Here is a 19,100-nt window from a genome sequence, read left to right as displayed (position 1 = left end):
TTGCTTGCTTTGGTGCATGGCCTTTGACATCGACATTGGATTCGCAACACTCGCTGGCCGCAAGGAGGTCAACGAGGATTTTTGTGCCGCCATGCTGCCCGAGGCAGGGCAGGAGGCCATGGGCTCCATCGTGGCCATCGCCGACGGCGTCAGCACCGGGGGCATGGGCAAGGAGGCCGCACAAACCACCGTGACCAGCCTGGTGCGCGACTACTACGGCACGCCCGAAACCTGGGACACCACGGTGGCGCTGGACCGCATCATTGGCGCGCAGAACGCCTGGCTGGCAGGGCTGAACCGGCGCCGCCATCCGGCGCTTGGCCTGACCACGTTGACGGCCCTGGTGCTGCGTGGCCAGTCCTATGCGCTGGCGCATGTGGGTGACACCCGCGCCTACCTGCTGCGTGAGGGGCTCATGACGCAACTCACCACCGACCACGTGATGGACCACCCCGATCTGCGGCACCAGTTGCTGCGCTGCGTCGGCGCGGAAGATCGTCTGGTGATGGACTACACGCAAGGGGATCTGCAGGTTGGCGATGTGTTTGTGCTGCTCTCTGACGGGGTGCACAACGTGATGTCGGACAAAAAGCTCCAGGCCCTGGCCGGCGCGGACGCGCAGCCGAACCCGGAGGGCCAGGCGCAGCGCATCAGCCGCCAGATGGTGGACGCCGCGATTGCAGCGGGCTCCGCGGACAACGCCACGGCTCTTGTTGTGCGTGTGCTTGGTTTGCTGGACGCCACCCTGGACGATGAAAACCGGCGCGCGCTGGCCTTGCCGGTGCCCGGCAAGCTCAGGGTCGGTGACAGTCTGGACGGCTTGACCGTGACCGCGCCGGTGGCCGACAACGGCATCAATGTGCTTTATCAAGTCAGGTGGAATCCGCCCTCTGCAGGCTCAGACCCGCAAGCCCGGCCGGCGGGCGGCAAGCTGTATGCCCTGAAAACCCTGCACCCCGCGCGCGCGCATGACCCGCAGGAGCGTGCGATGCTGGCGCACGAAGCCTGGCTGGGCAGGCGCATGCGCTCGTCCCGGGTCGCCGGCCATCTGGTGCAGATTCATGATCGCTTGCCCGGCGGCGGCGAGCCGGGTGCGTTTTATCTGCTGTACGACTGGCATGCCGGCGAGACCCTGCAGCAAATGCTGGACCGCCAGCACCGGTTTGGCCTGCCGCAGGCGCTGTCGCTGGCCACCCAGGCGGCCACGGCCCTGGGTTTGCTGCATCGCCAGCATGTGGTCCATCGTGACATCAAGCCGGCCAATCTGCACCAGGGCGACGATGGCGTGTTGCGTGTGCTGGACCTGGGCGTGGCGCTGACCGGGCGCGAGCCTGAGGCCATGCGCAAGCTGCACGCCGGCACGCCCAGCTATATCAACCCCGAGCAATGGGGTTTCAGCATCCGGGCAGCAGCCGTTGGCAAGGACGGCCCGGAAGAAATGGCCGACGCGCAGAGCGATTTGTTTGCGCTGGGCGTCACCCTGTACCAGTTGCTCACCGGCAAGCTGCCCTATGGCGAGGTGCTGCCCTATCAGGCGGGGCGTTATTACCGCGACCCGAGGCCGCCCAGCCGCCACAACCCGGAGGTGCCGATCTGGCTCGACCATGTGGTGCTCAAGGCCGTGGCCCGCGACAAGCGGCAACGTTTTGAAACTGCGGAAGAACTGCTGCTGGCCATCGAACGCGGTGCCTCGCGGCTGTTGATCGCGCCTGCGGCCAGTCCCATGATTCAGCGCGATCCCGTGGCGCTGTGGAAAATCGCCTTGGGGCTGTCGATACTGCTCAACGGGCTGCTGGTTTACTGGCTGCTGTTCCTGCCAAGATAGGGGGCCTGTCCAGCGAGTCCCGGGCCGGATCGCAGTCCCCGCTGGAACGAATTTTCGGGCTTTGGCCCTTTCCGGACGGGCGCAAGCAGCTATTAATTCAGTAGCGCTTAGAGCGAAAGGCCAAGCAGCTCCGCAGCGTCCATCGCGCTGCTTCGTCCTTGCAGGGAAAAGCGCTTGCGGCGACCGGTCTGGACCGAGCCCGCCACCTCACGCAGCAGGCTGGCGCTGGCGGCAATTTTCCATCCGGCCTGGTGCGCCTGTTTTTGCAGCAGCACACCGGCGCTGACGGTGTCGCCGACCGGCAGGATCTGGGATTTGCCGCGCAGCGGGTCTTCCAGTCGGGCCAGCGTGACAGCGCCGCTGTTGAGGCCGACACTGACCTCGAAACGCGGCAGTGTGCGCCCGGGGAAATGGCTCGCCAGAAAGCCCTGTACGCGCTGCGCGGCATCGATCAAACCCAGTGCGGCCCGGGTCGCCCGCAGGCTGCAGTTGACGGTTTCCGTGTCGGTGCTGTCCACAAACACGGCCAGCAGGCCCTCGCCCACAAACTGCATGTGGTAGGCGCCAAACAGATAAACCGTGTCGCCGGCGTTGTTGTAGAACTGCCGCACCACTGTGCTCAGCTCGGTGCTGCTGAGCTTTTCGGTGAAGGCCGAAAAATTGACCACGTCCACAAACAGCACCGCAGCATTGGCAAATTTGCAATCCTCTGCCGCCGATTCTGCCGTTGGCCATTTGTCGCCCAACTCGGACAGGAGTTTTTCCTCATAAAGGCGGCCCAGCTGTTTTTTCTGGGTGTCCAGGGCTGCCGTAATCGCGGTATCGGTGGCTTTGGCCTGCGCCGACTGCCGCATCAATTGTTTGGTCAGCTGGGCGGCAGCGGCTTCGCGCAATTCGTCGAAAACAATGGGTTTGGTCAGGTAATCGTCGGCGCCTATGGTCATGCCACTGCGTACGTGTTCGCGCTCCTGCAGCGAGGTCAGCAGGATGACGGGGGTGGCCTGGATGGCCGGATCTGCGCGCAGCGCCTGTAACATGGCAAAGCCGTCCATCTCGGGCATGTTGACATCACTGACCACCAGGTCGGGCCGGTAATCACGCACCATGGCCAGCCCCGAGGCGCCGTTGCCGGCCTCCATCACTTCGTAGCCCTCAAAGCGCAAGGCCGCGGCAATCAACTCCCTGATCGTCTCGTCATCATCGATTGCTACAACCAGGGCCATTGCATTTTTTCCGGTGAAAGATAAATCGGCAGCTTGGAGCTTACCAGCGCTTGTGCCTGATCCCCGAACGCCCTGTCAAATTCCGGTCTGGCGACGGCACGGAAAAGTTTTGGCAATTGGCTATTGAATTGATAGCTGCTTGCCCCTGCCAGATAGGGGTGAACGGCCAAAAATGGACCGTCGCGGCCGCTTTGTTGCTTCGCAGAAAGTGGGGCAAAAGCGCAAGACGCCTTTATCGCTTCGCTACTAGGCGCTGCGCGCCCTCCCACCCTTTTCAGCCCAGGTGCGGGTCCAGCGGATTTGCATCACCCTGAGCATCACCAGCATGCCCAGGGACAGGGCTGCAAAGAAGAAAAATCCCCACATATAGGTGCCGGCGTATTGTTTGGACAGGCCCATCGCGTTGGGCACCAGGCCGCCGCCCAAGGCGCCTATCTCGCCGATCATGGAGCCCGCCACTGCAGTGGCCAGCGGCCAGCGCAGCGGCACCAGCTGAAACAGCGCACCGTTGCCAGCACCCAGCGCGGCGAAACAGAGCATTACCAGCAGTGTCGTGCCCACCAGCGAACCGCCGGCCAGCCCGCACAGCACCAGTGTGATGGCAATGGTCAGCAGCACCACGCTCAGCGTGTTCACGCCGCCCCAGCGGTCCGAGATCCAGCCGCCAAAGACCCGCAGCGCTGCGCCCATGAAAGCTGCCAGCATCGACAACTGCCCGGCCTCCACCTTGCTCACACCAAACTGGTCGTAGTAGTAGGAGGGGAGAAAGGTCGCCAGGCCGATGAAACCGCCAAAAGTCACGGCGTAAATCAGGCTGAAGGCCCAGCCGTCTTTTTCGAACAGGCAGGCCACATGCTCGCGCAGCGTGGCGTGGCTGTCCACGTCGTCGGGCTCCTTCGCGAACAGAATCATGGCGATCAACGGCAGCAGCATGGCAATTGCGGCAATGCCATAAACGCTCTGCCAGCCGAAACGCTGCGCCAAGGCTGGCGCAATCAGGACCGACACCGCGGTGCCCACGTTGCCCGCGCCGACCAGACCCATGGCCAGTCCCTTGTAGCGGGCCGGAAAGGAGCCGGAGCCCAGGCTCAGCGCCACGCCAAAACTGGCGCCGGCGATGCCTAGCAGCACGCCCATGGCCAGCAGGCTGCTGTAGGAATCAACCAGAAAGTAGCCGAACAGCAGCGCCACCATGATCAGGCCCATTTCGACCAGCGTGGCGTTTTTTCGGCCTATGTACTGGGCCAGCACGCCCAGCGGGAATCGCATCAGCGCCCCCGCAAATATAGGCACCGACAGCATCACCCCTTTTTGCGTCGGCGACAGGTTGTAGGTTTCCGAGATGAAGGGGGCCATGGCCCCGTTCATGACCCAGATGCAGCAGGAAAACGCGAAGTAGAAGAACGCAGCGCCCAATGTGGGCGCGTGGCCGGCTTTTAGAAAGGTACGGAACCCGGACATGGTGCAAGCGCTTTCGGAAAAATGTGAATTCCCGGAATTAGTGCGAGAAACGTGCCACCTTGGGGCGCTGAAAACGCACCCTGACGGCGCAATGCAGGCGGGTTTTGGTGATTCTTTTGGTGCGCCGCACAAATTGCGGGCATTTTCCGGGCCGTTCTCAGTGCTTGCGCTCCATGTCCACACACACCATGGCGGCGTAGTGGCTCCAGCGCAGGGTGATCACATAAGGGCGGGTGCGCACCCTGGCCTTGATGCCCTGCGCGCCCTGGAGTTTGATGGGGACCGAAATCTGCAACTCCGGCCCCAGCGCTTTGCGCGCGTTGCCGGCCAGCGTGTTGGCAATTTCACCCACCGCGTCGAGTAGATTGCCGTCACCCAGGTCGGTTTCATGCTGCAGCAGCAGAATCTCGCGCACCAGCTTGCCCGGCATGGAGACGACAACCTGGCCGTTGTGGCTGCCGGTAAAAGTGACGATGCCGTTGAATTCAAACCCCTCGATGTCGCCGGTGCCCAGAAAGGCAGAAGTGATCACGGGCTCCTGCCGGGTCGTGACTTTCAGGTAATTTCTGATCGAATCAACAAACAGCTTGAGATCGGTGTCGGTGAGTGTGGCCACAGTGGGGTCCCGCTAGTGTTGAACTTCTGCCACGTCCAGCAGCGCGATCTGCAGCTCTTCGTCGGTGAAAGGTTTGGCCACAAAGCCGCGCGCCCCGAGTTTGAGCGCCTGGATGGCGGTTGATTTATCGCTCAGGGCGCTGACCACCAGGATGTTGATTTTTGGATCGATTTTGAGCAGCTCCGTGATGCATTCAATCCCGTCCATCTCGGGCATGGTCAGGTCCATGGTCACCACCTCTGGCCGGGTTGCGCGTGCCAGGCGTATGGCTTCGCGGCCATTCCTGGCCAGGCCCGCCAGCACGATGCCCTTGATGCCACCGTTTTGCACCACCCGCGAGATGCGCGTGCGGATCATGTTGGAGTCGTCAACAATCATGAGGCGCATGAGGTTCTCCGTGGGGGGAAAGGGCGAGCGTGGGGGCCATATCTTTTTAAAAAATGATCTTGAACTCGGTGTGCTGCCCCGGCCTGCTGGTCAGCAGCAGTCGCGCGCCCAGCTTTTGCACGTTGGCCTGCACCAGATCCAGGCCGACACCGCGACCGGCGTGTGGCGACGCAGCGGCTGCGGTTGAAAAGCCGGGCTTGAAGATGTGGGCAACCATTTGTTTGTCGCTGAAGCTTTGTAGCTGTTCGGCGTTGTACCAGCCCAGCTCCAGCAGCCGGCGGCGAACCTCCGTGGCATTCAGCCCGGCACCGTCATCACGCACGCTGAGTTGCCACTGGCCGCTGTCGTCCCGCGTCAGGTTGACCGCCACCTGGCCCTCAGGCGTCTTGCCGGCAGCCAGCCGCACTGGTCCCGCCTCCACACCGTGTACCACCGCGTTGCGAACCAGCTGGATGGCGATTTCACGGACCAGATCCATCTTTTCAGCAGGCAGGTCCATGGCGCTGCCCATGCGCACAGCCGCGTTGATGCGTTTGCCGCAATCCATGCCCACTTCGGTGGCCAATTGGGTCAAACTGGCGTTCAGCGCCTGTGGCACAGCATCGGTCAAGGCCGGATCGACAGCTCTTTTCCGGCTCATCGCCTTGAACGCGGCGACTTTGGACAGCAGGTCTTCCAGCGGCAAGGGCAGTGCCAGCAAGGCGTCGCCGGTAGCGGTACCGCTGTCCTTGAGTTTTTGCAGCTCGTTTTCGAACTGGTGCGCCTGGGAAGCCAGGATCTCCAGGCCCAGCGAGGCCGCGTCGCCCTTGACGGCGTGGATGCGCCGGTAGGCCCCGTCTATGGCTTTGAGCACCTGCGCTTCCGAGGCTGCCGAGGATGTGCTGCGCAGCAGGTCATTGACTTCCAGCAGCGAGGCCTCGGCACGTGCGACAAAGCCGCGCATCATGGCTGGGTCGGTCTCAAAAGCCTTGAGCATCATGGACAGCTCTTTTTGCGAGCGGTGGCGTTCCCCTGCCAGTCGCGCTTGCAGCTCGACTTTCTGGCTGATGTCCTGCACGGTGACCAGCAGATGGCGTACGGCGCCGTCCTCGTGCACACGATTGAAGTGGAAGGAGAGGTAGCGCTTGCTGTCCTGGCCCAGCCGGTTTCTGACGGTGAGCTCCACCTCCGCGAGCGGGTTGATACCCTGCACCAGTTGCTCTTTCACATGGGGTGAAAACAGCAGCTCGACATAGTCGCGCGCATCGGTCAGCGCTTTCTGAGACACCAGTGTAGCCAGCACCTCAAAAAAATTTTGTCCGGGAACCAGTGTTTTTCCAAACAGGGCATGGGCCGAGCGCGACAGCTGCATGCCCAGCCGGTGTTCCGGTGTGAGCAGGAACAGACCTTCACGCACACTGGTGAGAATCTCGCGGTTTTCCTCCGTGGCGGCCTCGATGGCGGCATCCGAGGTGTTCAGTCGACGCAGGAACTTGAACAGGATAAACGCGAAATTGAGCAGCGCCAGCACAATGCCGACGGTCTGCACCCGGCGCAGCGCGGTGGCACGGTCAGATGCCACGGCTTCCAGCGCGGTGGTTAGCTCGTTCATCAGCGCCAGCAGTTTCAGGTTGTTGGCTTTGGCGTAGATCACTGCGTCCTGCAGCTGCGCATCAGAGGCGGTGTCGGTCAATACCGGCTGCAGCTTTTGCTGGTAGGGCGTCCAGATGTCTTGCGCTTTCTGCAGGATGCCCAGCGCCTTGTCGCCTTCGGCGGCTTTCAGGAAGACCGGCTTGCCGTCGCCACCGGGCAGGGTTGCACCGCCTTGAAAACCCTTGAGCGAGGCATCGAAAAGCTTGACCGCGCCTTTGAGCTCGTCGAGGTCTTTTTCAACTGGCAAGCCTTTGCTGCGCGCCGCGTCCACCGCCAACAGGGACTTCGCGGTGCGTTGCGACAACATGCGTTGGCGGCCTGAGAGGTTGACGCCCAACGCGTCTTCTGCAATCTGGAACGAGGTGTAGAAGTTCAGGACCAGCACGCCCAGGTCAAACAGCAGGAACAGGGCCACCGCAATGATGATGTCGCGGTATTTGCCGAAAGAGGTGAAACGACTCTTGCCGGCCGAACCTCTGCGCTGCGCAGTGGTTCTGGATGATGCGGCCACCAGGGTGTCGGTAGCAGGCAAAGCAGCGTACATGGCAGTCCTCCCGTTGATGTTTTTTTCTGAACAGGCGTGCAGGCTCCCGCCAGAGCCGCACCTCACTCGATGTGGCACTCACCGACATGTAGCCGGCGCCCTGTTTACTGCGGATTCAGGCGCTCAGTTTTTCCACATGCCCTTGGCGGGTGTAGAGAAAATCGATCACGGCTTTGCGGTAGCCGAGATAGTGGATGTCCTCGGCCAGCGCAACCCGCGAGCGTGGCCTTGGCAGATCGACCTGCAAGACTTCGCCAATGGTGGCGGAAGGCCCATTGGTCATCATGACAATCCGGTCGGACAAAAGCACGGCTTCGTCCACGTCGTGTGTGACCATGACCACGGTGCTCTGCGTGGTGGCGACGATCTGCAGCAGTTCGTCCTGCAGCTTGGCGCGGGTCAACGCGTCGAGGGCGCCGAAAGGCTCGTCGAGAAGCAGCACTTTGGGCTCCATACACAGGGCCCTGGCGATGCCTACCCGCTGCTTCATGCCACCTGAAATTTCGCCGGGGCGTTTCTGTGCTGCAGGGGTCAAACCGACCATGGCCAGCGCAGCATCGGTGCGTTGGCGCAACTGGGCCCGGGTTTCGGTGGCCGCAAACACCCGCTCCACCGCGAGGTAGACGTTTTCATGGCAAGTCAGCCAGGGCAGCAGCGAATGGTTCTGAAACACCACGGCGCGCTCGGGCCCGGGACCGGCGATTTCACGGTTGGCGCATAGCAGTGCGCCCTGCGTCGGCGTCGTCAGGCCGGCGATCAGGTTGAGCAGCGTGGACTTGCCGCAGCCCGAGTGACCGATCAGGGTAACGAACTCGCCCTTGGCCACCGTCAGGTTGATGTTCTGCAGCGCGCAGAAGGGCCCTTTTTTTGTTTTGAAGGTCTGTTCGACGCCCTGGATCTCGATGTATTTGGTGGTGAAAGATTCGCTCATAGTGTGTTCCCTTCTTGGTGCATGTGGCTCACGTCGCTGCCTCCCGGAGGTCGATAGTGGTTTGAGGCCATAAGGTGTCGGCAGCCGAAGCCGTTCGCTCGGGCGCCGATCCCCAGCGGGCTGGGGCCCCTCGTCGCGCGGCTCACGTTGCTGCCTCCCCTGTGCTGAATACGGCTTGAAGCCATAAGGTGTCGGCAGCCGAAGCCGTTCGCTCGGGCGCCAATCCCCAGCGGGCTGGGGCCCCTCGTCGCGCGGCTCACGTCTTCACCTCCTCAAACGTGAACGCAGTGGCCAGTTTGATCAGTGCGAACTCCAGCACCAGGCCCACGATGCCGATGACAAAAATCGCGATGATGATGTTCTTGACGTTGAGGTTGTTCCACTCGTCCCAGACCCAGAAGCCGATGCCAACGCCGCCGGTCAGCATCTCGGCCGCCACGATCACCAGCCAGGCGGTGCCCACCGCCAGCCGCACGCCGGTGAGCATGTAGGGAAGCACGGCGGGAAAGAGGATTTTGGTGAAAATCTTCCACTCGCTGAGGTTGAGTACGCGCGCCACGTTCATGTAGTCTTGCGGCACGCGCTGCACACCGACCGCGGTGTTGATGATCATGGGCCAGATCGAGCAGATGAAGATGGTCCAGATGGCCGCCGGATTGGCGCCTTTGAACACCAGCAGCCCGATAGGCAACCATGCCAGCGGTGACACCGGCCTGAGCAGGCTGATCAGCGGATTGAACATGCGGCTCAGGAAAGTGAAGCGCCCGATCATGAATCCGGCAGGAATGCCGACTGCGGCGGCCATGCCGAAGCCGATGGCCACACGCTGCAGCGAGGAGAGCACGTTCCAGCCCACACCCTGGTCGTTCGGACCCTTGCTGTAGAAGGGGTCGCTGAAGACGTCCAGCGCCTGGCGAAATGTCTCGGCCGGTGAGGGAATACTTTTGCCGGTGGACACAGACACCAGTTCCCACAGGCCAACAAGAAGACCCAGCCCCAGCAATGGTGGCAGCACCGCCATCCACACGTCGCGCCAGTCGAAAGGCACTTTTGCGGCGGTGGCCTGGCCTGTGGGAACAAGGGTATTTTCAGCTTTAGCCCCTGTTGCGTCTACGCCTGACGCTATGGTATTGATAGCGGACTTGGCGGTGCCCGGTGTCGATGACGACAGGGCGGCGGGCGCCTCGTCGAAGGGGGAGTGAAAAACAGCGCTGACCATGGTGTGTTCCTTTTCAGACTCGCTGCCTCAGCAGCGTATGGGTTGATCGGGTTGTTTGTTTCAGCGGCTGAAGGCACGCTCCGGGGCGACTATCCCCAGCGAGCTGGGGCCCCTCGTCGCGCGGCTCACGCTTTCACCTTGAAACCATCAGCGTATTTCTTCGGATCTTTGCCGTCCCAGACCACGCCGTCGATCATCTTGCTGCTGCGCATCACGTCTTTGGGCACTGGCGTTTTGCTGGCGGTGGCGGCGTCTTTGTAGATGTCGATGTGGTTGATCTGTTTTGCCAAGGCCAGGTAGTCCGGGTGTTCCTTGATCAGGCCCCAGCGTTTGTGCTGCGTCAGGAACCACATGCCGTCCGACAGGTAAGGGAAGTTCACCGCGCCGTCGTTGTAGAACTTCATGTAGTTGGGGTCGTCCCAGGTCTTGCCCAGGCCGTTCTGGTAGCGGCCGAGGATGCGCTGGTTGATCGCGTCCACGCTGGTGTTGACGTAGCTCTTGTCTGCCACGGTTTCGGCCATCTTCATCTTGTTTTGCAGGCCGGAGTCAATCCATTTGCTGGCTTCCAGAATGGCGGCGGTCACGGCCCGCGCAGTGTTCGGGTTTTTCTTGGCGAACTCGGCGGTGGTACCCAGCACTTTTTCTGGATGGTCTTTCCAGATGTCCTGCGTTGTTACGGCGGTGATGCCGATGCCGTCCATGATCGCGCGGTGGCCCCAGGGCTCACCCACGCAAAAGCCGTCCATGTTTCCAACCCGCATATTGGCCACCATCTGCGGTGGTGGCACCACGATGGCGCGCGCGTCCTGGAAAGGGTTGATACCGGCGCTGGCCAGCCAGTAATACAGCCACATGGCGTGTGTGCCGGTGGGAAAGGTTTGAGCGAAGGTGTATTCGCGCTTTTCTGTTGCCATCAGCTTGGCCAGCGAAGCGGCGTCCACTGCACCCTTGTCGGCGATTTTCTTTGACAGCGTGATGGCCTGTCCGTTGTTGTTCAGGCTCATGAGCACGGCCATGTCCTTTTTGGGGCCGGCCGTGCCCATATGCACGCCGTAGATCAGGCCATACAACACATGGGCGAAGTCGAGTTCGCCGCTGACCAGCTTGTCACGCACGCCGGCCCAACTGGCCTCCTTGGTCGGAATGATCTTGACGCCGTATTTCTTGTCAATGCCCAGCACTGAGGCCATCACCACGGATGCGCAGTCGGTCAGCGGGATGAAACCGATCTTCACCTCTTTCTTTTCAGGCGCGTCCGAGCCCTGGGCATAAACAACAGCGCGCAACGCCGGGCTGATGCCTGTGGCGCCTACGGCTGCGGCCTGCAAAACAGTCCGTCGTGTCAGCGAAGATTTGAGCAATTCGGTCATGGTCGGGCTCCAGAAGTGAAAACAAAAGCAAAAACAAAAAAGGCGCTCGACCCGGGCAAACACAATCAATGTGAATGCAGGGTGCGAACGCCTTTGTTCCTGGAGGAAATACGCTTCGCCGTTGAAGCGTATTACCTGTTGCCGTACCTACAAGCAAAACCTGTGCCAATTGTGTTTTTGCCCTATTTGACTTGAAATTTGCAGTCAAATAGGCCTGCAGCCCTTTATCGGTGAGCACAAGCAGCTATAAAAGGTATAGCAGACAAGGCGAGAAGCTGAGCGGACGAATGGGCCTTCTGGGCCCGCACTGCATTTGTGCATTGCACCATTTCGGCGTGACGGCGTGCTGTCTCAACCCAGCAAGTCCGCAGCATCCAGCATGCGTTGGGCGACCTCGCCCAGACGCAAGCCTTTGTCCATGGCGGACTTGCGCAGCTTGTCGTAGGCCGCTTTTTCGCTGAGGTTCTGGCGCTGCATCAGCAGGCCTTTGGCTCGGTCGATGATTTTTCGGTCCTGTAGCTCGGTCCTGACGTCGGCCAGCTCTCGCCGCAGGCCCTGCTCGTGCTCGAAGCGCGCCATCGCCACGTCGAGGATGGGACGTATGCGTTCTGGCGACAAACCGGCCACGATGTAAGCGGACACACCGGCTGCCACCGCGTCTTTGACATGGCTGGTGTCGTTGTCGTTGGTAAACAGCACAATCGGCCGACGCGCGTCGCGTGTGGCCATCACGACATGTTCCAGCGAATCGCGCGCCTCACTCTCGGCGTCCACGATGATCATGTCGGGTTGCAACTGGGCCAGGCGTTCGTACAGAAAGGTGTCAGCGGGCAGCACTGCAACGACGTTGTAGCCGTTTTCCAGCAGGCCGATGCGCAACTGCCGGGAACGTTCGGCCTGGGCTCTGGCATGACTGTCCGTGCTGATGCCCTCCAGCAGATCCGGAGCAATGATGACCAGGCGCAGGGTCTGAGAGGGTGTCATCTCAAGCCATCTGCAAGATTTAAGCCAAACCTTACACTTGGACGATGATTGTTTTGGGATTTGAGTCTAGTTGTGATGAAACCGGTGTTGCGCTGGTGGATGCCTCGGGCACAGGTGTACCTCGCTTGCTATCACACGCTCTTCACAGCCAGATTGCCATGCACCAGGCTTATGGCGGCGTGGTGCCTGAGCTGGCCAGCCGCGACCATATCCGCCGCGTGTTGCCATTGACCGAACAGGTGCTGGCCGATGCGGGGCGAAGCTTGAAAGATGTGGATGTGGTGGCCTTCACGCGCGGGCCTGGCCTGGCCGGTGCGCTGCTGGTGGGCGCTGGCGCGGCCTGCTCGCTGGCGGCGGCACTGGGCAAGCCGGTGGTGGGCGTGCACCATCTGGAGGGGCATCTGCTGTCGCCTTTTCTCAGTGCCGATCCGCCTGAATTCGCCTTTGTGGCCCTGCTGGTCTCAGGTGGTCACACCCAATTGATGCGGGTGGACCGGGTTGGCAGTTATGAATTGCTTGGCGAGACCATTGACGATGCGGCCGGAGAAGCGTTTGACAAATCGGCGAAATTGCTCGGCTTGCCTTATCCGGGCGGCCCGCATCTGGCCCGACTGGCCCAGGGCGGCGACGCTCAGGCTTTCAAGCTGCCCCGGCCCTTGCTGCACAGCGGCGATCTCGATTTTTCCTTCTCAGGGCTGAAAACCGCGGTGCTGACGCAAGCAAAAAAACTGGGCGCGGTCATCAGTGAAAAAGACAAGGCCGATCTGGCCGCCTCGACGCAGGCGGCGATTGTCGAGGTGCTGGTGAAAAAATCGATGCAGGCGCTGGACCAGACCGGCCTGACGCGGCTGGTGGTCGCCGGTGGCGTGGGCGCCAACATGCTGCTGCGCGAGCAGCTCAATGCCGCCTGTAGCAGGCGCGGCATTCGTGTGCATTACCCTGAGCTGCACCTGTGCACCGACAATGGCGCCATGATTGCCCTGGCTGCTGGCATGCGTTTGCAGGCTGGCATGGAGGCACCCAACACGGCCTACCTGTTTGACGTCAAACCGCGTTGGCCGCTGGGTATGCTGGGCGCGTGAGCATCAGGGGCACGGCGGCCTGCGCCGCCTTCGTCGTTATCAGTCGATGGCAAGCCGGGTGACATTGCTGACCGGCACTTTTTTGGCCAGCGTCAGTGTCAACACGCCATTTTCAAGTTTGGCGGCGCTGGACGTGATATCGATCTCCAGTGGAAAGCGGTAGGCGGCCTTGACGGTTCGCGCGGCGTCAGCCTTGCTGGTGATGCGGACCACATCGCCTTCGATGCCGATGTCCAGTTGATCCTTGCCCAGACCGGGCACATCGAGCTGCAGCGAGTAAGCTTTTTCGCCGTCTTCCACCGTGGCGGCCTGGGTGGCGCGCGCTCCGGACAGGGAGCCCAAGGTGTCGTCCAGAAACCGGTCGAGGGCGCCGTTGTTGACGAGCGCCGGATTGTGGCGCTGGAAGCGGGAAGCAGGGCGGGTGGCGAGTGAGTAGAACATGGGAACTCCAAAGGTTGGTTGGGGAAATTTCCCCTACACTTCGCGGCTCTCAACCGTGATCGCCGCATGCACAGCAGGTAGGCGTGCACGGGTGTATTTCAAGGAAATCATTGAATGTATTTTTTTGCGCCCCGCCTCTTGAAACGTATCGTGCTGACCCTAGCGGCCTGCGCCTGTTTGTCATCGCCGGCCGTGCTGGCCCAGCCTGCGCCGGTGGGGCAACCGCCTGTGCGGGTGGCGTTGATCGAAAGCCTCTCCGGACCTTTCGCCAATACTGGCGAAGCGGTGTTTCGCAACCTCGCGTGGGCGGCGGAGCGGGTCAATGCGCGCGGGGGCATCAGACTGCCCGGCGGCAACCGGGCGCTGGTGCTCGAGCGGTATGACAGCAAGGGCCAGAATGAGGAGGCCCTGTCGGCGCTGCGCTCTGCGATTGACGACGGCATCACGCTGGTGGCGCAGGGCAACTCATCGTCAACCGCTGCGGCATTGATCGATGCCATCAGCAAGCACAACGAGCGCGATCCGGGCAGACGTCTGTTGTTCATGAACTATTCGGCGGTGGATCCGGTATTGACCAACGAAAAGTGCAGCTACTGGCATTTCCGTTTTGATGCCCATGCGGATATGCGCATGGCGGCCTTGATGGATGTGCTCAAGGACGACAAGGCGGTCAGGAGCGTTTACCTCATCGGCCAAGACTACAGCTTTGGCCAGGCGGTGCTGCGGGAAGCGCGCAAACAGTTGGGCCTTCAGCGTCCGGACATCCAGATTGTTGGTGACGAACTGCACCCCATGGGCCGGGTCAAGGACTTTTTGCCCTATGTGGCGAAGATCAAGGCCAGCGGCGCGCAGGCCGTGTTGACCGGCAACTGGGGCAATGACCTGACCCTGCTGGTCAAAGCTGCCAGGGAAGTGGGTTTTGAAGGCAAGTTCTACACCTTCTACGGCAATGCCCTCGGCGTGCCGGCCGCTGTCGGCGATGCCGGTGTCGGCAAGGTGATCGCGGTGGCGGACTGGTTTCCCAATGCGACCAGCGCCCAATCCGAAGCTTTCTACCAGTCGTTTCGCCAGCGTTTTCCGAAACCGCAGGACGACTATGTCCATATGCGCATGCAGCTCATGGTGGAGGCGCTGGTGCAAAGCATTGAGAAGGCCGGTACCACGGAAGCTGCAGCGGTGGCGGCGCAACTGGAAAAAGCGGCGGTGCTGTTTGCTGGCCACCAGGGCGTGATGCGCGGTGCTGACCATCAGTTCCAGCAGCCTTTGCTGGTGGCGGTGATGGACAAACAAGGCGCGCCCGGTGTCCGTTTCGATGTCGAAGGTTCGGGCTACGGCTTTCGCGTGATCAGGACCATTGCTGCGGCGCGCGCGGAGCAGCCGCACACTTGCAAGATGGTCCGTCCCTGAGAGGTTTGCATGCGACAAGTTGTTCTTGACCTTGAAGAGTCCCTGATCCGCCAGGTTGCCAATGCGGGCATGGGCCGCAGCGATGTGCTCAAGTTCTGGTTTGGCGAGAGCGATGAAGCCACGCCGGCCTTTATCCGGGAAGCCGCTGCCCGTTCGCTCAGTGAAGGCGAGACCTTTTATGCGCACAACCTCGGGCTGGCAGAACTGCGCGAGGCCATTGCCACCTATTGCGGCAACTTGCGCTGCGAGGGGGCGGCGCCTGTCGGGGCCGACCGGATCGCCGTAACCTCGGGCGGGGTCAATGCCCTGATGCTCGCAGTTCAGGCCGTCGTCGATGCGGGTGATGAGGTGGTGGCGGTGACGCCAGTCTGGCCCAACCTGACCGCGCAGCCAGCCATCATGGGCGCGCAGGTGCGCTGCGTGAGCCTCAAGCCGATCGCGGGCCGGTGGCAGCTCGACATGGACGAACTGCTGGCTGCCGTGACGCCCGCTACCCGCTTGCTGATCGTCAATTCGCCCAACAACCCGACCGGCTGGACTTTGAGCCGTGCTGAACAGGAAGTGCTGCTGTCGCACTGCCGCAAGACGGGCACCTGGATCCTGGCCGACGAGGTCTACGAGCGCCTGTATTACGAAAAGTCGCCAAACGGCTGTGCCCCGAGTTTTCTGGATATTGCCTTGCCTGACGACCGCCTGATGGTGGCGCACAGTTTTTCCAAGAGCTTTCTGATGACCGGCTGGCGCCTTGGCTGGCTGGTGCTGCCGGCGTCGGCCACCCCGCACATGGGCAAGCTGATCGAGTTCAACACCTCTTGCGCGCCCGTCTTCGTCCAGCGCGCCGGCGTGGTGGCCCTGCAGCGTACCGACGAGGTGACGCCGCAGGTTGTAGCGCATCTGAAAAACTGCCGCGACACACTGGTGCCGCTGTTGCAGGCCGTGCCTGGCGTGGAACTGTCCCCGGCACCTGGCGGTATGTATGCCTTTTTTCGCCTGGCCGGGCAGGGCGATGCGTTAGAGACGGCCAAACGGCTGGTGGTCGAGGCGGGTCTGGGACTGGCGCCTGGCGATGCCTTCAGTGCCGACCGCTCGGCCGCGATGCAGGGCTGGCTGCGCTGGTGTTTTGCCAGCCAGGACCTGGCGCGGCTGCGTGAGGGGGTAGACCGCTTGAACAGCTGGCTGGGGAGGACCTGAAGGCGGCGCCATCCTGGGCTATAATCCAAGGCTCTGCCTAAAAAGCGGGCGTCTCGCATGAGGCACTCGCTGCAGAACACGACGGCACCGGTCAACTCCCACTTCGGGAACACTGCGCCGCTCGCAAGTTACACAAGGAAAACCCATGATTGCAAAATCCGTGAAGGCTGAGATTGTTCAGTCCAATGCCCGCGCCGCCAACGACACCGGCAGCCCGGAAGTCCAGGTCGGTCTGCTGACCGGCCGCATCAATGAGTTGATGCCCCATTTCAAGACCCATGCCAAGGATCACCACGGTCGCCGTGGCCTGCTGCGCATGGTGAGCCGCCGCCGCAAGCTGCTGGACTACCTGAAGTCCAAGGACGCGGCCCGTTACATTGCGTTGATTGCCAAGCTTGGCCTGCGTAAATAATCGCTGAAACGACTGCAAGGCGCCTGAGTTAGTTCACTAGCTCAGGCGCTTTTTACTTCGGAGCAAGGCAAAACGATCACGCGCTGTGTCATTCCACAAGAAAAGACCTGAAATCGCAGGCATTTTGTGGAATGGCATCGTGTTCTGCCAGCCGCTACTCCGGGCCTCCGGCGCTGCCTCAAGTGCCTGAATCTAGTGGAGATAAAACTCATGAGCATTTTCAACAAAGTCACCAAATCCTTCCAGTGGGGCCAGCACAAGGTCACGATGGAAACCGGCGAAGTCGCCCGCCAGTCCGGCGGCGCTGTGCTGCTGGACATGGACGGCACCGTGGTGCTGGCCACCGTGGTCGCCAAGACCGAAGCCAAGCCCGGTCAGGACTTTTTCCCGCTGACCGTCGACTACCTCGAAAAAACCTATGCCGCCGGCCGCATCCCTGGCAGCTTCTTCAAGCGTGAAGGCCGCCCCAGCGAGTTTGAAACGCTGACCTCGCGCCTGATTGATCGTCCGATCCGCCCGCTGTTTCCTGAAGGTTTCTTCAACGAAGTCCAGGTGGTGATCCACGTGCTGTCGCTGAACCCTGAAGTTGAAGGCGACATTCCCGCGCTGATCGCTTCGAGCGCAGCGCTGGCCATTTCCGGCATCCCGTTCAACGGTCCGATCGGCGCTGCGCGCGTGGCTTACATCGACGGCCAGTACGTGCTGAACCCTGGCAAGACCCAGCTCAAGGACTCCGTCATGGATCTGGTTGTGGCCGGTACCGAAGCCGCCGTGCTGATGGTCGAGTCCGAAGCCAAGCAGTTGTCCGAAGAAATCATGCTTGGCGCCATCGTGTTTGGCCATGAGCAGGGCAACATCGCCATCAATGCGATCCACGAATTGGTGCGCGACGCCGGCAAACCGGTCTGGGCCTGGCAGGCACCTGCCAAGGACGAGCCGCTGATCGCCAAGGTCAATGAGCTGGCCGGTGCCAAGCTGCAAGCCGCTTACCAAATCCGCGCCAAGCAGGCCCGTACCCAGGCTTGCCGCGTTGTGACTTCCGAAGTCATGGCCGCCCTGAAGGCCGATGGCGCTGCATTTGACAGCGTGGCTGTTGAAGGCATGCTCTTCGACATCGAAGCCAAAATCGTCCGCAGCCAGATCCTGTCGGGTGAGCCGCGTATCGACGGCCGCGACACACGCACTGTGCGCGCCATCGAAATCCGCAACAGCGTGTTGCCCCGTACCCACGGTTCGGCCTTGTTTACGCGTGGCGAAACCCAGGCGCTGGTGGTGACCACGCTGGGCACTGAGCGTGACGCGCAACGCATCGACGCACTGTCGGGTGACTACGAAGACCGCTTCATGCTGCACTACAACATGCCTCCGTTCGCCACCGGCGAAACTGGCCGTGTCGGCAGCCCTAAACGCCGCGAGATTGGTCATGGGCGGCTTGCGAAACGCGCACTGATCGCCGTGCTGCCTTCCAAGGAAGAGTTCCCGTACACCATGCGTGTCGTCTCTGAAATCACCGAGTCCAATGGCTCGTCGTCGATGGCTTCGGTCTGCGGCGGCTGCCTGTCGCTGATGGACGCTGGCGTGCCGATGAAAGCCCACGTGGCCGGTATCGCCATGGGCCTGATCAAGGAAGACAACCGCTTTGCGGTGTTGACCGACATTCTGGGTGACGAAGATCATCTGGGCGACATGGACTTCAAGGTTGCTGGTACCACCGCTGGTATCACCGCGCTGCAGATGGACATCAAGATCCAGGGCATCACCAAGGAAATCATGCAGGTTGCACTGGCCCAGGCCAAGGAAGCCCGCATGCACATCCTGGGCAAGATGCAGGAAGCCATGGGCGAAGCCAAGGCCGAGGTCTCTGACTTTGCCCCGCGCCTGTACGTGATGAAGATCAATCCCGAGAAAATCCGTGACGTGATTGGTAAAGGCGGCGCTGTCATTCGCGCGCTGACCGAAGAAACCGGCACACAGATCAACATCGAGGAAGACGGCACCATCACCATCGCGTCGAACGACAGCGCCAAGGCCGACGAAGCCAAGCGCCGCATCGCCGAGATCACCGCTGAAGTCGAAATCGGCAAGGTCTACGAAGGCCCTATCACCAAGATCCTGGACTTCGGCGCCCTGGTCAATCTGCTGCCCGGCAAGGACGGCTTGCTGCACATCAGCCAGATCGCCCACGAACGTGTTGAGCGCGTCAGCGATTACCTCAGCGAAGGCCAGATCGTCAAGGTCAAAGTCATGGAGACCGACGAGAAAGGTCGCGTCAAGCTGTCCATGAAGGTGCTGCTGGACCGTCCTGCACAGGGCCAGGATCAGGGCTGAATCTGCTATTGATTTTGTAGCTGTTTGCGCCCGTCCTATAAGGGCTG

General features: G+C 61.5%; 16 protein-coding genes. 6 read left to right on the top strand and 10 right to left on the bottom strand.

Annotation, left to right across the window (positions count from 1 at the left end; all coding sequences use genetic code 11):
* Positions 1–16 precede the first annotated feature (16 nt).
* On the top strand, positions 17–1,825 hold the full coding sequence (locus Q8L50_RS02085; protein ID WP_305346985.1) for a bifunctional protein-serine/threonine kinase/phosphatase: 1,809 nt from the start codon (positions 17–19) through the stop codon (positions 1,823–1,825).
* Positions 1,826–1,932: 107 nt separating this feature from the next.
* Here the strand turns inward: Q8L50_RS02085 and Q8L50_RS02080 are convergent, their stop codons facing one another.
* The 9 genes from Q8L50_RS02080 to Q8L50_RS02040 form a co-directional block, all read right to left on the bottom strand.
* A complete protein-coding gene (locus tag Q8L50_RS02080; protein WP_305346984.1) occupies positions 1,933–3,048 on the bottom strand; it encodes a response regulator in 1,116 nt (371 codons plus the stop codon).
* Between the two features lie 246 nt (positions 3,049–3,294).
* On the bottom strand, positions 3,295–4,509 hold the full coding sequence (locus Q8L50_RS02075) for a nitrate/nitrite transporter (RefSeq protein ID WP_305346983.1): 1,215 nt from the start codon (positions 4,507–4,509) through the stop codon (positions 3,295–3,297).
* 157 nt (positions 4,510–4,666) lie between these two features.
* Positions 4,667–5,125, bottom strand: coding sequence for a chemotaxis protein CheX (locus tag Q8L50_RS02070; RefSeq protein WP_305346982.1), 459 nt, complete (start codon positions 5,123–5,125; stop codon positions 4,667–4,669).
* A 12-nt stretch (positions 5,126–5,137) separates the two neighbouring features.
* Positions 5,138–5,512: a response regulator transcription factor gene (locus Q8L50_RS02065; RefSeq protein WP_305346981.1), complete on the bottom strand. Its 375-nt coding sequence runs from the start codon at positions 5,510–5,512 to the stop codon at positions 5,138–5,140.
* A 46-nt stretch (positions 5,513–5,558) separates the two neighbouring features.
* Positions 5,559–7,688, bottom strand: coding sequence for an ATP-binding protein (locus Q8L50_RS02060; protein WP_305346980.1), 2,130 nt, complete (start codon positions 7,686–7,688; stop codon positions 5,559–5,561).
* A gap of 115 nt (positions 7,689–7,803) precedes the next feature.
* Positions 7,804–8,619 carry an ABC transporter ATP-binding protein gene (locus Q8L50_RS02055; RefSeq protein ID WP_305346979.1) on the bottom strand — a complete coding sequence of 272 codons (816 nt, stop codon included), beginning with the start codon at positions 8,617–8,619 and terminating at the stop codon, positions 7,804–7,806.
* Between the two features lie 256 nt (positions 8,620–8,875).
* Positions 8,876–9,838, bottom strand: coding sequence for a nitrate ABC transporter permease (gene ntrB / locus Q8L50_RS02050; protein WP_305346978.1), 963 nt, complete (start codon positions 9,836–9,838; stop codon positions 8,876–8,878).
* A 125-nt stretch (positions 9,839–9,963) separates the two neighbouring features.
* Positions 9,964–11,208 carry a CmpA/NrtA family ABC transporter substrate-binding protein gene (locus tag Q8L50_RS02045; protein WP_305346977.1) on the bottom strand — a complete coding sequence of 415 codons (1,245 nt, stop codon included), beginning with the start codon at positions 11,206–11,208 and terminating at the stop codon, positions 9,964–9,966.
* Positions 11,209–11,559: 351 nt separating this feature from the next.
* Positions 11,560–12,192, bottom strand: a complete 633-nt coding sequence (locus Q8L50_RS02040; protein WP_305346976.1) for an ANTAR domain-containing response regulator — start codon at positions 12,190–12,192, stop codon at positions 11,560–11,562.
* Positions 12,193–12,236: 44 nt separating this feature from the next.
* Between Q8L50_RS02040 and tsaD the strand changes: the two genes are divergently transcribed.
* The gene (tsaD, locus tag Q8L50_RS02035; protein WP_305346975.1) at positions 12,237–13,274 is read left to right on the top strand and encodes a tRNA (adenosine(37)-N6)-threonylcarbamoyltransferase complex transferase subunit TsaD; all 1,038 of its coding nucleotides are present in this window, start codon (positions 12,237–12,239) and stop codon (positions 13,272–13,274) included.
* Positions 13,275–13,313: 39 nt separating this feature from the next.
* Here the strand turns inward: tsaD and Q8L50_RS02030 are convergent, their stop codons facing one another.
* Positions 13,314–13,715, bottom strand: a complete 402-nt coding sequence (locus Q8L50_RS02030) for an Hsp20 family protein (RefSeq protein WP_305346974.1) — start codon at positions 13,713–13,715, stop codon at positions 13,314–13,316.
* A gap of 114 nt (positions 13,716–13,829) precedes the next feature.
* Between Q8L50_RS02030 and Q8L50_RS02025 the strand changes: the two genes are divergently transcribed.
* The 4 genes from Q8L50_RS02025 to pnp all read left to right on the top strand — a co-directional run bounded on the left by Q8L50_RS02025 (position 13,830) and on the right by pnp (position 19,053).
* Positions 13,830–15,122 carry a branched-chain amino acid ABC transporter substrate-binding protein gene (locus Q8L50_RS02025; protein WP_305346973.1) on the top strand — a complete coding sequence of 431 codons (1,293 nt, stop codon included), beginning with the start codon at positions 13,830–13,832 and terminating at the stop codon, positions 15,120–15,122.
* A 9-nt stretch (positions 15,123–15,131) separates the two neighbouring features.
* Positions 15,132–16,313, top strand: coding sequence for a pyridoxal phosphate-dependent aminotransferase (locus tag Q8L50_RS02020; protein WP_305346972.1), 1,182 nt, complete (start codon positions 15,132–15,134; stop codon positions 16,311–16,313).
* Positions 16,314–16,458: 145 nt separating this feature from the next.
* Positions 16,459–16,725 (top strand): 30S ribosomal protein S15, encoded by a 267-nt coding sequence (rpsO, locus tag Q8L50_RS02015; RefSeq protein WP_305346971.1) that lies wholly within the window; start codon positions 16,459–16,461, stop codon positions 16,723–16,725.
* A 210-nt stretch (positions 16,726–16,935) separates the two neighbouring features.
* Positions 16,936–19,053, top strand: a complete 2,118-nt coding sequence (gene pnp, locus Q8L50_RS02010) for a polyribonucleotide nucleotidyltransferase (RefSeq protein WP_305346970.1) — start codon at positions 16,936–16,938, stop codon at positions 19,051–19,053.
* The last annotated feature ends 47 nt before the right edge of the window (positions 19,054–19,100 follow it).

This window comes from Polaromonas sp. (assembly GCF_030680935.1).
Taxonomy (GTDB): domain Bacteria; phylum Pseudomonadota; class Gammaproteobacteria; order Burkholderiales; family Burkholderiaceae_C; genus Polaromonas.
Note: the sequence above shows the minus strand (reverse complement) of the source record. Positions and strands in the feature narration are given on the sequence as shown.

What these genes read in the sequence shown, in the direction of transcription:
- Q8L50_RS02045 (WP_305346977.1), bottom strand. Translation starts at nt 11,208, where the DNA reads ATGACCGAATTGCTCAAATCTTCGCTGACACGACGGACTGTTTTGCAG.
- Q8L50_RS02025 (WP_305346973.1), top strand. Translation starts at nt 13,830, where the DNA reads ATGTATTTTTTTGCGCCCCGCCTCTTGAAACGTATCGTGCTGACCCTA.
- Q8L50_RS02055 (WP_305346979.1), bottom strand. Translation starts at nt 8,619, where the DNA reads ATGAGCGAATCTTTCACCACCAAATACATCGAGATCCAGGGCGTCGAA.
- Q8L50_RS02085 (WP_305346985.1), top strand. Translation starts at nt 17, where the DNA reads ATGGCCTTTGACATCGACATTGGATTCGCAACACTCGCTGGCCGCAAG.
- ntrB (WP_305346978.1), bottom strand. Translation starts at nt 9,838, where the DNA reads ATGGTCAGCGCTGTTTTTCACTCCCCCTTCGACGAGGCGCCCGCCGCC.
- tsaD (WP_305346975.1), top strand. Translation starts at nt 12,237, where the DNA reads ATGATTGTTTTGGGATTTGAGTCTAGTTGTGATGAAACCGGTGTTGCG.
- Q8L50_RS02060 (WP_305346980.1), bottom strand. Translation starts at nt 7,688, where the DNA reads ATGTACGCTGCTTTGCCTGCTACCGACACCCTGGTGGCCGCATCATCC.
- Q8L50_RS02020 (WP_305346972.1), top strand. Translation starts at nt 15,132, where the DNA reads ATGCGACAAGTTGTTCTTGACCTTGAAGAGTCCCTGATCCGCCAGGTT.
- Q8L50_RS02030 (WP_305346974.1), bottom strand. Translation starts at nt 13,715, where the DNA reads ATGTTCTACTCACTCGCCACCCGCCCTGCTTCCCGCTTCCAGCGCCAC.
- pnp (WP_305346970.1), top strand. Translation starts at nt 16,936, where the DNA reads ATGAGCATTTTCAACAAAGTCACCAAATCCTTCCAGTGGGGCCAGCAC.
- Q8L50_RS02040 (WP_305346976.1), bottom strand. Translation starts at nt 12,192, where the DNA reads ATGACACCCTCTCAGACCCTGCGCCTGGTCATCATTGCTCCGGATCTG.
- Q8L50_RS02075 (WP_305346983.1), bottom strand. Translation starts at nt 4,509, where the DNA reads ATGTCCGGGTTCCGTACCTTTCTAAAAGCCGGCCACGCGCCCACATTG.
- rpsO (WP_305346971.1), top strand. Translation starts at nt 16,459, where the DNA reads ATGATTGCAAAATCCGTGAAGGCTGAGATTGTTCAGTCCAATGCCCGC.
- Q8L50_RS02065 (WP_305346981.1), bottom strand. Translation starts at nt 5,512, where the DNA reads ATGCGCCTCATGATTGTTGACGACTCCAACATGATCCGCACGCGCATC.
- Q8L50_RS02080 (WP_305346984.1), bottom strand. Translation starts at nt 3,048, where the DNA reads ATGGCCCTGGTTGTAGCAATCGATGATGACGAGACGATCAGGGAGTTG.